This is a genomic window from Asanoa sp. NPDC049573 (genome assembly GCF_040676615.1).
In the GTDB taxonomy this organism is placed as follows: domain Bacteria; phylum Actinomycetota; class Actinomycetes; order Mycobacteriales; family Micromonosporaceae; genus Asanoa.
On the sequence record NZ_JBFAPI010000016.1, the window covers coordinates 60,074 to 75,319 of the forward strand.

The following is a 15,246-nucleotide window of genomic DNA, read 5'->3' on the forward strand; positions in this document are numbered from 1 at the left end:
GCGGCGGTCAGCGTCCGATCGGCTTGCCCATCTTGATCAAGAGTCAGTCCCGGGGGTCGCTCGGGTCCAGGCCCAGCAGCGGGAACACGGCGGAGCGGGTCTGGGCGACCGCCCGGTCGACGGCGTCTTCGCTGCCCGGTTGCCAGGGCTGGAAGTGGGTGTCGCCGTCGTCGGTCAGGCGCGGTGGGATGTCGCGGCCGGGCATCCGCCCCGCCGCGAAGCCGCGCCAGGCGGCTGGGGTCGGGGTCAGCGGGTCGAGGGGCTCGCCGGTGGCCGTGGCCAGCAGGTGGGTCCAGGTCCGCGGGACGACCTCGACCAGGGCGTAACCGCCGCCGCCGGTCGCGACCCAGCGGCCCTCGCAGAGTTCCTCGGCCAGGTCGCGCATCGCGATGTGTGCTGCCCGCTGGCCGTCGACCGACAGGCGCAGGTCGGCGAGCGGGTCGAGCCGGTGGCTGTCGGCGCCGCACTGGCTGAACAGCAGTTGCGGCCGGAACGCGCGCAGCACGCCCGGCACGACCGCGTGGAACGCGCGCAGCCAGCCCGTGTCGCCGGTGCCCGGCGGCAGCGCCACGTTGACCGCGCTCCCCTCGGCGCCCGGGCCGCCGGTCTCGTCGGGGAAGCCGGTGCCAGGGAACAGCGTGAGCGGCGACTCGTGCAGCGAGACCGTGAGCACCCGCGGGTCGTCGTAGAAGATCGCCTGGACGCCGTCGCCGTGGTGGACGTCGATGTCGACGTACGCGATGCGCTCGGCGCCCTGGTCCAGCAGGCGGGCGATCGCGACCGCCGGGTCGTTGTAGACGCAGAATCCGGACGCCCGGCCGGGCATCGCATGGTGCAGGCCGCCGGCGATGTTGACCGCGTGCCGCGCCTCGCCCCGCCAGACCGCCTCGGCGGCCACGATCGTGGCACCGGCGATCAGTGCCGACGCGTCGTGCATGTGGTCGAAGACCGGGTTGTCCGGCGTGCCGAACCCGTACCCGTTGAAGAAAGGATCATGGGGTGCGGCCCGGACCGCGTCGATGTAGTCGGCCCGGTGCACGCGGGTCAGCGCCGCGTCGTCGGCCGGCGTGGGCTTGACGATCCGCACGCCGGGCCGGTCGAGGACGCCCAACTCGCGGGCCAGCGCGATGGTCAACTCGACCCGGACCGGGTCGAGCGGGTGGTCGCCCATGTCATAGGCGAGCAGATCTTCGTCCCACACCACCACGGCGCCGTCCGGCATGGCGCCATCGTGCCACGCGGCGGGCCTAATCTCCCGTCGCCACCGGTCGCGCCGGGTCGCTGACCCAGTTACTCCAGGAACCGACATACAGAGCGGCATCGGTACGCCCGGCGCGGTGCAGGGCCAGCACGGTGTGCGCGCCGGTGACGCCGGAGCCGCAGTAGGCGCCGACCGGCACGCCCGACAGGACGCCGAGGTTGGCGAACTCGGCACGCAGATCGTCGGCCGGTCGCAGCCGCCCGTGGTTGTGGGTGTTGAGGACGGTCGGCCGGTTGACGGCGCCGGGGATGTGACCGGCCACCGGGTCGACCGGCTCGAACTCGCCGCGGTAGCGCGGCTTGATCCGGGCGTCGATCAGCACGCCGCTCTGGGCGATTTTCGCCGCTTCGTCGGCAGTGAGGATCGGCAGGCTGCCCGGCTTGACGTGTATCTCACCTTTCGTCACATCGGGCGTCTCCCGGGTCACCGGGTGACCCTGCGCGACCCAGGCGGCGAGCCCGCCGTCGAGGATCCGGGTGTCGCGGTGGCCGGCCCAACGCAGGATCCACCAGGCCCGGGCCGCGGCATGCCCTTCGCCGGCGTCGTAGACCACGACCGGACGCCCGCCGGTCACGCCCTTGTCGCGCAGGATCGCCTGGAGAGCAGCCGCATCCGGCAGGGGGTGACGCCCGTTCTGCCCGGGTTTGCCGGCTAATTCCGTGTCGAGGTCGATGTACGAAGCGCCCGGGATGTGACCTGCGAGATACTCATCGCGTCCGGGCGGGCCGGCAAGCGTCCAGCGGGTGTCGAGGACCGTCGTGCCGGCCAGGTGGGACAGCAACTCATCGGGATCGATCGTGAGATCATCGGCGGATACCACGCGCTCCAGTCAACACCCGCTCCGCACCGTTCGCGGCGTCGGGGCTATCGGCGTGGCGAGGTAATATCGACAGCTAGGAGGGCCTTCTGCCGTGAATCACCTTGTCGACACGACCGAGATGTATTTGCGCACCATCCTCGAGTTGGAAGAGGAAGGTGTGCCGGCGCTGCGCGCCCGGATCGCCGAGCGGTTGCACCAGAGCGGCCCGACGGTCAGCCAGACGGTGGCCCGGATGGAGCGCGACGGTCTGCTCACCGTCGAGGGCGACCGCCACCTGCACCTGACCGGCTTGGGCCGCGAGCAGGCGGTCTCGGTCATGCGCAAGCACCGGCTCGCCGAATTGCTGCTGGTCAATGTCATCGGCATGCCCTACGAAGAGGCACACGAAGAGGCCTGTCGCTGGGAGCACGTGATGAGCGACGCGGTCGAGCAGAAGGTCTACAACCTGCTCAACCGCCCGACCCGGTCCCCCTACGGCAACCCGATCCCCGGTCTCGACGCCCTCAGCGACCTGCCCATCGAGGCCGACGGCTTCGACAACAAGGAGCGCAACCTGGCGTTCCCGGGGCTCACCGGCCAGGTCATAGTCCGGCGCATCTGCGAGAGCGTGCAGACCGACTCCGACGTCCTCCGCCAGTTGCACGCCGCGGGCGTCGACCCCGGCGCGACCGTCACGGTCGCCCAGGAGCGTGACGGCGTGATGATCGACCGTTCGGGTGACCAGGTTCGCCTTCCCCGCGAGGTCGCCTCCCGGGTCTTCGTCGCGGCCCACTGATCCGTTAAGGCTGCTTCGGCGCCTTGGCCGTCTCGACCTCCTTGGCCAGGGCGACCAGCTTGCCGGCGAAACTCTTCGGCGGCGCGGGCGCGTCCAACGCGCCAGTGAACCGCAGCGACATGAGCCGCTTGTCCTTGGTGAGCCAGCAGATCTCCACCCCGGCGCCGGCGTCCTTCGCGGCGGCGACCGGCGCCTGGTAGGCCGCCAGCCCGAGGTTCTTGATCGCGGTCGCGCCCTTGTCGGGCATCACGTCGGTCTTGAAGACGTCGGCGTCGGCGGACGTCTTGCTGATCGCCAGCGTGAGGTCGGGCAGGTCGGCGTCGTCCGACTGCACGACGCAGGTCGTCGTCTGCGCACTCTGACTGGCCGCGGCGACATCGAAGCGGGCACCGATCGCCTTCTCGATCGCGTCGTAGTCGAAGAACACGCACGCCCCGCCGGCCGTCGCGGCCGGATAGCTCGTGCGCACGGGCGTCGTGTCCCGTTCGGGGACCGGGTCGCTCGAGCACCCGCCGACCGCCGCCAGACTCACCACGACGCCGAGGCAGACCAGGTGGGAGCCCATTCTGGACGCTCCGGCGGCGTGGGCGGGGGCGGGTTCGCTGTGGCGGCTACGCGGCAGGACCACAACGACTCCTCGGTCGACTGGCTGATCAGCACGGGAGGGCACCGCCGGAAAAGATACGACGTCAACGACCGGCGCGGAAGTCCGGGTTGTCCGTCGAGTGGTGTCGGCCCGGACGCCGCGATGCTGTGTGTCGGCGGCTCTGGGGCGCGATGCCGGCTGGGCGCGGCACGGACCGGAGGCGCGGCACCAACCTGGGGCACGGCGCGGACCGGGGCGCAGCGCGGACCGGGGCACGGCGCGGACCGGGACGCGGCATCAGCCCGGGGCGCGGCGCGGACCGGAGACGCGGCACCGACCCGCCCTGGCCTGTGTGCGCAGTCCGGCGCTTCGCGCGCTTAGCCCGGCACCTTGCTCTACACCCCTGCGGGAAGCGCCCAAAAGCGGCAGGCGCTTCCCGCAGGGGTGCAGAGCAAAGCCTTGCGAACTGCCCGCGGGTCGCGCGGGGCACGGTTGGGGACTGGCGCGCCTGGGGAAGGGCGCCGCTGTGCGTGGCGTCGGCGCTGGCCTGCGGACGTGGGCTAAGCCGGTAGCTGGGCCACGATGTGTTTGGCGATCTCCAGCGAGCTGGTCGCTGCCGGTGACGGGGCGTTGAGCACGTGGACCTGGCGGTCGCGGGCGACGATCAAGAAGTCGTCGACCAGTGCGCCGTCGCGGGCGATGGCCTGGGCGCGCACGCCGGCGCCGGCCGGGACCAGGTCGGCCTCGGTGACCGCTGGCACGAGGCGGGCCAGGCTTTCGGCGAAGAGGCGGCGGCTCAACGAACGGCGTACCTCGGTCAGGCCGTAGCGGTAGTGCTTGCGTGCGAGGCGCCACAGGCCGCCGTAGCCGATGAGGTCTGCGACGTCTCTGGGGTTGACCTTGCTCCAGCGGTAACCCTCCCGGGCCAGCGCGAGCACGGCGTTGGGTCCGGCGTGGACGGTGCCGTCGATCATGCGGGTCAGGTGGACGCCGAGGAACGGGAACTGCGGGTCGGGTACCGGGTAGATCAAGCCCCGGACCAGCCCACGCCGCTCAGGTGTCAGTTCGAAGTATTCACCCCTGAAGGGGACGATTCGGGCAGGCGGCTCGACCCCAGCCATGCGGGCGACCCGATCGGCCTGCAGGCCGGCGCAGTTGATCAGCACGTCGGCGGTGACGTCGCCGGCGTCGGTGTGCACGACCTGCTCGCGACCTCCGCCCGCGGCAGCCGCGATGCCGGTGACCTTGGTGCCAAGGCGCAGGTCGCCGCCGGCCTTCTCGACCAGGTCGGCGAGCGTGGTGCAGACGGCGGCGAAGTCGACGATGCCGGTCGAGTCGACCCGCAGCGCCTCGACGCAGCGGATCTCGGGTTCGAACTCCTTGGCCTCGGCCGGGCCGACCAGCCGGGCGGGGAGGCCGTTGGCGACCGCGCGTTCGTGCAGCGCGCGCAGCCGGGGCACCTCGGACTCGTCGGCCGCCACGATCAGCTTGCCGCAGACCTCGTGGGCGATGCCGTGCGTCGCGCAGAAGTCGACCATGGACGCCCGGCCGGCGGCGCAGAGGCTGGCCTTGAGGCTGCCCGGCTTGTAGTAGACCCCGGCGTGGATCACGCCCGAGTTGTGCCCGGTCTGGTGCGCCGCGACCCGCGGCTCCTTGTCGATCACGGTGACCGACGCGTCCGGGTGGTCGAGGGTGATCCGGTGCGCGGTGGCCAACCCGACGATGCCGGCCCCGACGACGACGTACCGAGTCATGGCGCGAACCTTATTTCACGTACGGACAATGCCGGCAGCCCCGGCCGCAACAGGTGCCGCGCGCCGCGAGGAAGCCGGCCGAAAGGACGAACAGGCCTGTCCGCGGGTCGAGATATCCGGCCGAACCGGCGGCCAGCGCAGCATTGTGGGCGGTCAGGATCTCGGCCCGATAGGCGGCGTCGGCGGGCATCCGGCTCTCGTGCGGTTGGCTCAGCTCACGCTCACCGTCGGCTGTCGCCACGTCACCACCCGTACCCTATCGGACCTATCGGACCTGTCGTCCGCTGCCTTAACCGCCCTCGCCGGTTATATCCCAAGAGGCATCATCCGTACGACGAGAGGGCGCCACCGGCATGACCACGACGCAGCAGCCCGCACACCAACCCCTGCGCGAAGACCTGGCCGACCTCGCCCAGACCGGCGTTCCGGGCCAGGCGCGCCCGTTCGACCTGCGCGAGACGGGTGCATTCGTCGATCGGGAGCCGGTGCTCGAGGTGCTGATGTCGGTGCGCCGGGTCGACGGTGGGCCGCCGTACCCGGCCATGTATCTGGGTCCGATCGCGGAGCCGGCGCTCGCCCGCGCCCAGGACGGCTTGGCCTTCGCTGCCCGGATCGACCCTCAGTGTCCGGATCGGGTCTTCGTCGACTGGACCGCCTGCGCCGCATAGCCGCTGGTCGGTTGGGTAACGGTCGAACTATGGAGACCACTTGGAAGCCCGTCAAAGAGGGCGACGAAGGAACCCTGTCGAGCGGCGAGAAGCGCAGCCTCCCGGACTCTGCCTACGCGTTCCCCGACAAGCGCAAGGAGCCGCTGACCGACGCCGATCACGTGCGGAACGCGATCGCGCGCTTCGACCAGGTCAAGGGCGTCACCGACAAGGAACGCGACCAGGCATTCGCCAACTTGCGGAAGGCGGCCAAGCACTTCGACATCGACATGACCGAGACCGACTGGCACCAGCTGGGCAAGCGCCCGCACACCGACAACCCGACCCAGTCGTGAACGAAACCGTCCCCCGGGCGTAGGCGCCCGGGGGACGAATTTCGGTTCAGCGGGTCAGCTGCAGCCGGAGGTCGAGCCGCAACCCTCGCAGACGTAGCAGCTGCCGGCCGGGCGCATCTTCGTGCCGCAGGTGAAGCAGAGCGGCGCGTCGGCCGAGCGGCCGATCACGGCCTCGAGCAGTTCGGTCGACGAACCGACCCGTGGGGACGGCGCCGCGATCTGGACCGGGATGTCGGCGGTCGCCTTCGCAGCTGGCTCGGCCTTCTCCTCGGCGGCATCCTCGTCGGCTGCCTTCTCGTCGGCCGGCTTGGCCTCAATCGGCGCCGATGACGCCATCTGGGTCAGGTCGACCGCGGCCTCGGCCTCTGCCTCGGCCCGGAGCTGGGCGGCCCGCTCCTTGGCGGTGAAGATGCCGAGCTCGGCCCGCCGCTCGTAGGGCAGGAAGTCGAGCGCCAGCCGGCGGAAGATGTAGTCCATCACCGACGCGGCCATGCGGATGTCGGGGTCGTCGGTCATGCCCGCCGGCTCGAACCGCATGTTGGTGAACTTGCCGACGAAGGTCTCCAGCGGCACGCCGTATTGCAGGCCGATGGAGATCGCCACCGAGAACGCGTCCATGACGCCGGCCAGGGTCGAGCCCTGCTTCGACATCTTGAGGAAGACCTCGCCGAGGCCGTCGTCGGGGTAGGACGACGCGGTCAGGTAGCCCTCGGCGCCGCCGACCGAGAACGACACCGTCTCCGACGGACGCTTCTTCGGCAGGCGCTTGCGAACCGGGCGGTATTCGACGACCTTCTCGACCGTCTTCTCCGCCACCGCGGCGGGCGCCTCGACCTCGGCCTTGCCCTTGCCCGGCTTGGCCGCGGAGAGCGGCTGGCCGACCTTGCAGTTGTCGCGGTAGATCGCGAGCGCCTTGAGGCCGAGCTTCCAGCCCTCGAAGTAGATCTTCTCGACGTCTTCGACGGTCGCCGACTCGGGCATGTTGACCGTCTTGGAGATCGCACCAGAGATGAACGGCTGGACCGCGGCCATCATCCGCACGTGGCCCATCGGCGCGATCGACCGCTCGCCCATCGCGCAGTCGAACACCGCGTAGTGCTCGGGCTTGAGGCCCGGCGCGTCGACGACGTGGCCGTGATCGGCGATGTGCTCGACGATCGCCTCGACCTGCTCCTCCGGGTAGCCCAGGCTGCGCAGCGCCCGCGGGACCGTCTGGTTGACGATCTGCATTGAGCCGCCGCCGACCAGCTTCTTGAACTTGACCAGGGCCAGGTCGGGCTCGACGCCGGTGGTGTCGCAGTCCATCATCAGGCCTATGGTGCCGGTCGGTGCGAGCACCGAGGCCTGCGCGTTGCGCCAGCCCGACTTCTCACCGATCTTGAGGCCCAGCTGCCACTGCTTCGACGCCTCGCGGGCGATCGCGGTCGCGACCGCGCTCGGTGCCTTGATGTCGTCGCTGGCGGCGGCGTGCTTGCGCATGACCCGCTTGTGCGGCTCGGCGTTGCGGGCGTAACCGTCGTAGGCACCGACCACCGCGGCCATCTCGGCCGACCGCCGGTAGGCGGTGCCGGTCATCAGCGAGGTGATCGCGCCGGCGAGCGAACGCCCACCGTCGGAGTCGTAGGGCAGGCCGGACGCCATCAGCAGCGCACCGAGGTTGGCGTAGCCGATGCCGAGCTGCCGGTAGGCCCGGGTGGTCTCGCCGATCTTCTCGGTCGGGAAGTCGGCGAAGCAGATCGAGATGTCCATCGCGGTGATCACGAACTCGACCGACTTGACGAACTTCTCCACCTCGAAGCCACCGTCGGCGCGGAGGAACTTCATGAGGTTGAGCGAAGCCAGGTTGCACGACGAGTTGTCGAGGTGCAGGTATTCGGAGCACGGGTTGGACGCGGTGATCCGACCGGTCTCGGGGCAGGTGTGCCAGTCGTTGATCGTGTCGTCGTATTGCAGACCGGGGTCGGCGCACTCCCACGCCGCCGTCGCGATCGTGCGGAACAGCTTCGCCGCGTCGACGGTCTCGATGACCGAGCCGTCGAGCCGCCCGCGCAGGTCGAACGGACCGTTGGTCTCGACGGCCGCCATGAACTGGTCGGTGACCCGGACCGAGTTGTTGGCGTTCTGGTATTGCACGCTGACGATGTCGGCGCCGCCGAGGTCCATGTCGAACCCGGCGTCGCGCAGGGCCCGGATCTTGTTCTCCTCGCGGGCCTTGGTCTGCACGAACTCTTCGACGTCGGGGTGGTCGACGTCGAGGATGACCATCTTGGCGGCCCGCCGGGTGGCGCCACCCGACTTGATCGTGCCGGCCGACGCGTCAGCCCCACGCATGAAGCTGACCGGGCCGGACGCGGTGCCGCCGGAGGACAGCAGCTCCTTGGATGAACGGATCCGCGACAGGTTGACGCCGGAGCCGGAGCCGCCCTTGAAGATCAGCCCCTCCTCCTTGTACCAGTCGAGGATCGAGTCCATGGAGTCGTCGACGGCGAGGATGAAACAGGCGCTGACCTGCTGCGGCGACGGCGTGCCGACGTTGAACCAGACCGGCGAGTTGAAGCTGAACACCTGGTGCAGAAGCATGTAGGTCAGCTCGTGCTCGAAGACCTCGGCGTCGGCGGAGCTGCCGAAGTAGCCGTTGTCCTCCCCCGCCTTGCGGTAGGTCTTCACCACCCGGTCGATGAGCTGCTTGAGCGACCACTCCCGCTCCGGGGTGCCGACGGCACCACGGAAGTATTTGGTGGTCACGATGTTGGCCGCGTTGACGCTCCACGACTCGGGGAACTCGACACCGCGCTGCTCGAAGTTGATCGAGCCGTCACGCCAGTTGGTCATCACCACGTCGCGGCGTTCCCACGCCACCTCGTCGTAAGGGTGGACACCCTCGGTCGTCCACACCCGCCCGATCTTGAGCCCGGTCGCCCCCACGGTCCGCGCTCGACTCTTGCCAGCGGCCACGTCGCCCGCCATGTCACCTGCCCCCTCGTTTACGAACACAATCAAAAGCTCTACTTGGTACGCGTTTCCGCGTTGACAACCGCAGCAGCGGTGCCCTCGAGTCGCGCCGCGGCGGCAGCGCGCAGCGCCTCGATCTCGGTTTCGAAGTCGCTCAGGGACTCGAACGAGCGGTAGACGCTCGCGAAGCGCAGGTAGGCCACCTCGTCGAGGTCGCGCAGCGGGCCGAGGATGGCGAGCCCCACGTCGTGGCTCGGGACCTCGGCAGCCCCCTTGGCGCGGACGGTCTCCTCGACCTTCTGTGCCAGCAGCGCGATCGAGTCTTCGTCGACCGGCCGCCCCTGGCACGCCTTGCGCACGCCTGTGACGATCTTGGTGCGGCTGAACGGCTCGGTGACGCCACTGCGCTTGACCACGGCGAGGACGGCTTCCTCGACGGTGGTGAACCGCTTGCCGCACTCGGGGCATGACCGGCGTCGCCGGATCAGCTGGCCGTCGTCGGCCTCGCGCGAGTCGACGACCCGCGAGTCGGGGTGTCGGCAGTAAGGACAACGCATCGCCGACCCTCCTCTCCTGAACTGATCCCGCGGGCCACGCTAGTGGGCCCGTATGACAGTTTTGGCGGCGCCGACCGCGCCGCTCCCGCCGCCGATTCCGCACACGCCTCTGGACAACGGCCAACCACCACCGGTGGACACCGCTGTGCACAACTTGTGGGAAAGGTGTGGGCAACCCTGCCGAGTCTACCCCTACCTGTGGACAACTTACATACCTGTAACTACTACATCTAGGGGTTCGACCGTAGGCGGCCCACGTCGCGGGGTCAAGTTGAGCGGGCGTGTCGCGACTGCCACGTTTCTGTCCCAGCGTGGTTGGAGTGACTCCTGTGACCCGCCACACGACGCCAAGTGGCGCGGCCGAACCCGCCCTCCAGGCCGCTCCGGCCTGGCCATCAAAAGATCGATCCCGACCGACACGTGCGGGGTCTCAACGACTCGCTCCGAAGCCACAGCGGCGTGATGGACACAACCCCGCCCGCCACCCCCCAATGCCGCCGCCCTCGCCTATCCGGCAACCCGACCTCACGGCCACGCCCAGCCCCGACGCCACGCAAAGCCCGACCTCGCAGCCACGCACAGCCCGCAGCCCGACCTCGCAGCCACGCACAGCCCGCAGCCCGACCTCGCAGCCACGCACAGCCCGCAGCCCGACCTCGCAGCCACGCACAGCCCCAACCTGCGGCCACGCACAGCCCCAACCTCGCAGCCACGCACAGCCCCAACCTCGCGGCCGCGCACGCCCCCGGCAGACCCCCAGCGCCCTGCCAGCCCGACCGAACCCGCCCACCGCGGGCGACGGCGTGTGCCGCTCCTACTCGGCCGGCAGGATCAACTCCTGGCCCGCGTACACGATGTAGCCGTCAAGGTTGTTGAGGCGGCGGATCTCGTCGATCACGGCGAACGGAACCACGCTGGGCCGGTAGCGGGCCGCCACCGACCAGAGGGTGTCGCCGGGTTGGACCACCGCTATCGCGGGTGGGCCGGCCGGATCGGCGGCCTGGGAGGCCGGCGAGAGCAGCGCGGCCACGCCGCCCACCAGCGCTAGGAACAGGGCGACCAGCACCAGCCGGCCGCGGCGGGTCAAGCGCAGATGTGGCTTTGGTCGGCGGAGCGCGCGGCTCGCCGGGCGCCTTCGTAGACCGCCTGCCACACCACCCGAAATGCCGACCACGCTCATCCCGACCCCCAAGATCGAACGCCAGTTCGATAGTACGGACGTACGATGGTTTATCAGAACAGGCGTTCGGATGTCGACCCCAAACGCGCGACACGCCGGGCGCGGATGTCGTACAGATGTTTGAAACTGTCTCAACCCACCGATACGGTCATGGTCACCCCAACCGCGAATTAGGGCATCACAGCCGACCAGGGAGGACGGACGTGTCGACCGACGACCGGGCGAGCCGGCAGCACCAACCGCAGAGAATCGCGTCCGAAGCCGCGTCGCCGAGCACCCGCAAGCGGGGTGCTGCCCGGGCACGCGCCGCTACGTCTGAGGTCAGAGCCGTGGCGCCGGTTGTGAGCAGCTTCCCCGACGTGACCGCCGCCGAGCTGACCGCCCGGCAGCGACGAATTCTCGAATTCATCCGTGACTGGGTGGATCGCTACGGCTACCCACCCAGCGTGCGCGAGATCGGCGAGGCGGTCGGGCTGGTGTCGCCGTCGAGCGTGGCCTATCAGCTCAAGGAGTTGGAGCGAAAGGGTTTCCTGCGCCGCGACCCCAACCGCCCGCGCGCCGTCGACGTGCGGCAGCCGTCCGACCTGGTCGACGAGGAGACGGCGCGGGCGCAGCGGCCGGCACCGGCCTACGTGCCGATGCTGGGTGCGATCGCCGCCGGTGGGCCGATCCTCGCCGAGCAGGCCATCGAAGACGTCTTCCCGCTCCCCCGGGAACTCGTCGGCGAAGGCGAGGTCTTCATGCTCCACGTCAAGGGCGACTCGATGCTCGAGGCCGCCATCTGCGACGGCGACTGGGTGGTCGTCCGCCAGCAGCCGACGGCCAACAACGGCGAGATCGTGGCGGCGATGCTCGACGGCGAGGCAACGGTCAAGACCTTCCAGCGCCGCGACGGCCACGTCTGGCTGATGCCGCGTAACCCCGCGTTCGACCCGATCAACGGCGACGAGGCCACCATCATGGGCCGCGTCGTGGCGGTCCTGCGCCGCATCTGACGACACAGTTCGGGGCCTGCCACCACCAACCCGGCAGGCCCCGCAACACCCGTCAACCCCGCAGCCAGACGGTCCGCGCGACCACAGTGGCCACGCCACAGCGGACGAAGAAGGGTCAGCCGCGATAGTCCGGGTGGTAACCCGAACCCACGTAACCGGCGTAGCCGTCGTCGTTGGGATAGCCGCCCCGGCCCTGCTGGCCATAGGTCTGCCCGGATTCCGAATAGCCATAGTCGTCAGGCGCGCTCCGCTGCCGGCCGTAGCCGTTGCCACGCTGCCGCGGATCGCCCTGCTGCGGCGGCCCGTAGCCACCGCCGTCGCCGTAGCCGGGCTGCGCCGGGGCGCCACCGCCACCGCCGTAAACGCCACCGCCACGCTGTGGGGCCGCGCCGCCACCGCCGCCGTAGACGCCGCCACCGCGCGGAGGCGGAGGCCCACCGTAGCCACCGCCACCGGCCGGAGCCGGGCCCCCGCCGTAGACGCCGCCACCGGCCGGAGCCGGGCCCCCGCCGTAGACGCCGCCACCGGCCGGAGCCGGGCCGCCGCCGTAAACGGTGCCGGGTGCGTCCTGGTCCCAGGTCGCCTGCTCGGGCGCCACCTGGCGGCCGACCTTCGCGACACCGCCGGCGCCGGGGTCGCCCGCGGACGCCGCCTTCTTCTTGCGGGCCACGACGATGCCGGCGACACCGGCGCCGACCAGGATCAGGCCGATCACGCCGATCGCGGCGATCAGCGAAGTGATGTCGCCGAGGGAGAGGTTCTTGGTCCACGAACCGCCGCTGCCCGCGGCCTCGCCCGCCGCGGCGCCGTCAGTCGGCGCGGGCGCGGCCGCGGCCGGCGCGTAGCTCAGGATCTGGATCTCTTCGTCGTCGCCGAGTTGGCCGCCGTCGGAGACCGTGACGAACTGCTTGCCATCGGTCGTGTAGGAGATCGCCTCGCCGAACGGGTCGGTCAGGCCGGTGATCCGCGGTGCGGCGCCGCCGGTGACGGCCGCGGCGACGTCGCCGCCGTCGGGGACGTCCCATTCGAAGGCGTCGGCGTAGGTGCGGATGACGACCCGCTTGCCGTCGGGTGAGCGGGCCGCGCCGGTCACCGTGACGCGGCCGGGCGCGCCCAGCAGGTTGGGCGTCTCCGTCTTCGGCAGCGTGAGGTCGCCGACCTTCTTCATCTTCACGCCGGTCGCGTTGCCGGTCTTGATCGCGGACGCGGGGGTGAAGAGTTCGGCGGCGCCCGTCGACTTCGTGATCACCAGCGGGGTGCCGGCGCCGGTGCCGGAGAGGACCAGCGCCTCGGCGTCGCGGGGCTTGTCGTCGGGGTAGACGAAGCGGTGCAGCGCCGGATTCTTGCTGCCGTCGAGCGGGAGGCTCCAGAGGACGATGCTCGTACGCTGGTCGTCGCTCGTGATGTTGTTGCCCGTGTCGGCGATCCACAGCGTCTTGCCGTCGGGCGAGAGGGCCAGGTCTTCGGTGTCGCGCGGGCCGCCGCCGCTGTAGGAGACCGAGTCGGTGACCTTGCACTTCTTGTCGAGGTAGAAGACGCGCTCCCGGCTCGACACGTCGGTGCTGTCGTTGATGACGACGAAGCCGGCCTTGGTCGCGACCAGGCCGGAGAGCTCGACGAGCTTCTCGTCGGTGATGGTGCAGACCTTCTTGCCCTGCACGGGCGCCACGGCGCCGGCAGCGCCGCCGGCGGAGGGGGATGGCGCGGCCCATGCGGTGCCATAGCCGGCACCGAGCGCCGCTGCGACCACGCCCAGGACGACCGTGATCGAAGAGGAAGCGCGCGGCATCGGGCCAGTGTCGCACGCCGCCCTGGGTGCGCGCCTCCCCCTCGTGATCTCCGCCCTATGCCGACAGGTAGGGCGCCAACTCGGCCGCGAGCGCTTGATCGACTCGTACGTGCAGCGCCGTGCCCTCGGCGATATGGGCGGTGCTCAGCACCTTGGCCCGGCGGTGCAACCGGGCAACCAGCTCACCGCGGTCGTAAGGCACCACGACCCGCATCTCGACCGCGGGCCGGGGCAGCCGTGCCTCGACCGCCGCGCGCAACTCGTCGATGCCGCGGCCGGAGCGGGCCGACACGAACACCGCGTCGGGCCACGACCGCTTCAGCCGGAGCAGGGTGTCTTCGTCGGCGCTGTCGATCTTGTTGACGACGAGCAGCTCCGGCACGTTTTCGGCGCCGACCTCGGCCAGCACCTCGCGCACCGCCCGGACCTGCTCCTCCGGGTCGGGGTGGGCGCCGTCGACGACGTGCACGAGCACGTCGGCCTCGGCGACCTCCTCCAGCGTCGAGCGGAACGCCTCGACGATCTGGTGTGGCAGGTGGCGGACGAAACCGACCGTGTCGGACAGCGTGTAGACCCGGCCGTCGGCCGCCCGGGCCCGCCGGGTGGTCGGGTCGAGGGTGGCGAACAGCGCGTCCTCCACCAGGACCCCGGCACCGGTCAGCCGGTTGAGCAGGCTGGACTTGCCGGCGTTGGTGTAGCCGGCGATCGCCACGGCCGGCACGCCGTTGCGGTTGCGCCTGGCGCGCTTGGTGGCGCGTACGACACGAAGGCTTTTGATCTCGCGCCGCAGGCGGGCAATGCGGTGGTTGATCCGGCGGCGGTCGGTCTCCAGCTTGGTCTCACCGGGACCACGCACGCCGACGCCGCCACCCGCGCCGCCGCCCCGCCCGGAACCACCGGTCTGCCGGGACAGCGTCTCGCCCCAACCACGGAGCCGGGGCAGCAGGTATTCGAGCTGGGCCAGCTCGACCTGCGCCTTGCCCTCTTTGCTCTTCGCGTGCTGGGCGAAGATGTCGAGGATCAGCGCGGTGCGGTCGACCACCTTGACCTTGACCCGCTGCTCCAGGTTGCGCAGTTGCGAAGGAGACAGCTCGCCGTCGCAGATGACGGTGTCGGCGCCGGTCGAGGTGACCACGGCGAGCAGTTCGTCGACCTTGCCGCGCCCGACGAAGGTCGCCGGATCGGGTCGGCCGCGGCGCTGGATCAGCCCCTCGAGCACCTGGGAACCGGCCGTCTCGGCGAGTGCGGCCAGCTCGATCAATGAGTTGTCGGCGTCGGTGGAAGTGCCCTCGGTCCAGACTCCGACCAGCACGACCCGTTCGAGCCGGAGCTGGCGGTATTCGACCTCGGTGATGTCGGTGAGCTCGGTGGACAGGCCCGCGACGCGACGCAGGGCATGTCGGTCTTCGAGCTCGAGCTCGCCGATGGTGGCGTCGATGTCAGCTTGATCATCCACAGCGTGGAATGTGCGCAAAACAATCCTCCTCGAACACCGATCGTGACACGCCAGCACCGAGAGCGCATCCATAAATCGCGCAGCCGGTTGGCCGACCTCGACGAAGGTGGGCAACAAT

14 protein-coding genes are annotated in these 15,246 nt (G+C 70.3%); 4 read left to right on the forward strand and 10 right to left on the reverse strand.

Features of this window, described 5'->3' with window-relative positions:
- Positions 1-43 precede the first annotated feature (43 nt).
- Both AB0J74_RS29390 and AB0J74_RS29395 read right to left on the reverse strand, forming a co-directional pair.
- Positions 44-1,222, reverse strand: coding sequence for an acetoin utilization protein AcuC (locus AB0J74_RS29390; protein WP_363453615.1), 1,179 nt, complete (start codon positions 1,220-1,222; stop codon positions 44-46).
- Between the two features lie 25 nt (positions 1,223-1,247).
- Positions 1,248-2,081 carry a sulfurtransferase gene (locus AB0J74_RS29395; protein WP_363453617.1) on the reverse strand — a complete coding sequence of 278 codons (834 nt, stop codon included), beginning with the start codon at positions 2,079-2,081 and terminating at the stop codon, positions 1,248-1,250.
- Between the two features lie 91 nt (positions 2,082-2,172).
- Here AB0J74_RS29395 and AB0J74_RS29400 point away from each other — a divergent pair, with 91 nt between their 5' ends.
- On the forward strand, positions 2,173-2,856 hold the full coding sequence (locus AB0J74_RS29400; RefSeq protein WP_363453619.1) for a metal-dependent transcriptional regulator: 684 nt from the start codon (positions 2,173-2,175) through the stop codon (positions 2,854-2,856).
- Between the two features lie 4 nt (positions 2,857-2,860).
- On the opposite strand, the gene AB0J74_RS29405 is transcribed toward AB0J74_RS29400, so the two are convergent.
- The 3 genes from AB0J74_RS29405 to AB0J74_RS29415 all read right to left on the reverse strand — a co-directional run bounded on the left by AB0J74_RS29405 (position 2,861) and on the right by AB0J74_RS29415 (position 5,386).
- Positions 2,861-3,421 carry a hypothetical protein gene (locus AB0J74_RS29405; RefSeq protein ID WP_363453621.1) on the reverse strand — a complete coding sequence of 187 codons (561 nt, stop codon included), beginning with the start codon at positions 3,419-3,421 and terminating at the stop codon, positions 2,861-2,863.
- A 581-nt stretch (positions 3,422-4,002) separates the two neighbouring features.
- Entirely contained in the window at positions 4,003-5,196 is a 1,194-nt protein-coding gene (lhgO, locus tag AB0J74_RS29410; RefSeq protein WP_363453623.1) for an L-2-hydroxyglutarate oxidase, read from the reverse strand.
- A gap of 10 nt (positions 5,197-5,206) precedes the next feature.
- On the reverse strand, positions 5,207-5,386 hold the full coding sequence (locus tag AB0J74_RS29415) for a DUF5522 domain-containing protein (RefSeq protein ID WP_363453833.1): 180 nt from the start codon (positions 5,384-5,386) through the stop codon (positions 5,207-5,209).
- Between the two features lie 163 nt (positions 5,387-5,549).
- Here AB0J74_RS29415 and AB0J74_RS29420 point away from each other — a divergent pair, with 163 nt between their 5' ends.
- Both AB0J74_RS29420 and AB0J74_RS29425 read left to right on the forward strand, forming a co-directional pair.
- Positions 5,550-5,864, forward strand: coding sequence for a hypothetical protein (locus AB0J74_RS29420; protein WP_363453625.1), 315 nt, complete (start codon positions 5,550-5,552; stop codon positions 5,862-5,864).
- Positions 5,865-5,893: 29 nt separating this feature from the next.
- Entirely contained in the window at positions 5,894-6,199 is a 306-nt protein-coding gene (locus AB0J74_RS29425; protein WP_363453627.1) for a DUF6582 domain-containing protein, read from the forward strand.
- A 54-nt stretch (positions 6,200-6,253) separates the two neighbouring features.
- Here AB0J74_RS29425 and AB0J74_RS29430 read toward each other — a convergent pair whose 3' ends face one another.
- The 3 genes from AB0J74_RS29430 to AB0J74_RS29440 all read right to left on the reverse strand — a co-directional run bounded on the left by AB0J74_RS29430 (position 6,254) and on the right by AB0J74_RS29440 (position 10,795).
- Positions 6,254-9,166, reverse strand: coding sequence for a vitamin B12-dependent ribonucleotide reductase (locus tag AB0J74_RS29430; protein ID WP_363453629.1), 2,913 nt, complete (start codon positions 9,164-9,166; stop codon positions 6,254-6,256).
- A 38-nt stretch (positions 9,167-9,204) separates the two neighbouring features.
- Positions 9,205-9,708, reverse strand: a complete 504-nt coding sequence (gene nrdR, locus AB0J74_RS29435; protein ID WP_363453631.1) for a transcriptional regulator NrdR — start codon at positions 9,706-9,708, stop codon at positions 9,205-9,207.
- An 814-nt stretch (positions 9,709-10,522) separates the two neighbouring features.
- Complete coding sequence (locus tag AB0J74_RS29440) at positions 10,523-10,795, reverse strand: LysM peptidoglycan-binding domain-containing protein (protein WP_363453633.1); 273 nt, start codon at positions 10,793-10,795, stop codon at positions 10,523-10,525.
- Between the two features lie 296 nt (positions 10,796-11,091).
- On the opposite strand from AB0J74_RS29440, the gene lexA reads away from it, so the two are divergent.
- A complete protein-coding gene (lexA, locus tag AB0J74_RS29445; RefSeq protein WP_363453635.1) occupies positions 11,092-11,883 on the forward strand; it encodes a transcriptional repressor LexA in 792 nt (263 codons plus the stop codon).
- A 115-nt stretch (positions 11,884-11,998) separates the two neighbouring features.
- Here lexA and AB0J74_RS29450 read toward each other — a convergent pair whose 3' ends face one another.
- Both AB0J74_RS29450 and hflX read right to left on the reverse strand, forming a co-directional pair.
- Positions 11,999-13,672 carry a hypothetical protein gene (locus AB0J74_RS29450; RefSeq protein ID WP_363453637.1) on the reverse strand — a complete coding sequence of 558 codons (1,674 nt, stop codon included), beginning with the start codon at positions 13,670-13,672 and terminating at the stop codon, positions 11,999-12,001.
- Between the two features lie 55 nt (positions 13,673-13,727).
- Positions 13,728-15,200 carry a GTPase HflX gene (hflX, locus tag AB0J74_RS29455; protein WP_363453639.1) on the reverse strand — a complete coding sequence of 491 codons (1,473 nt, stop codon included), beginning with the start codon at positions 15,198-15,200 and terminating at the stop codon, positions 13,728-13,730.
- Positions 15,201-15,246 lie beyond the last annotated feature (46 nt).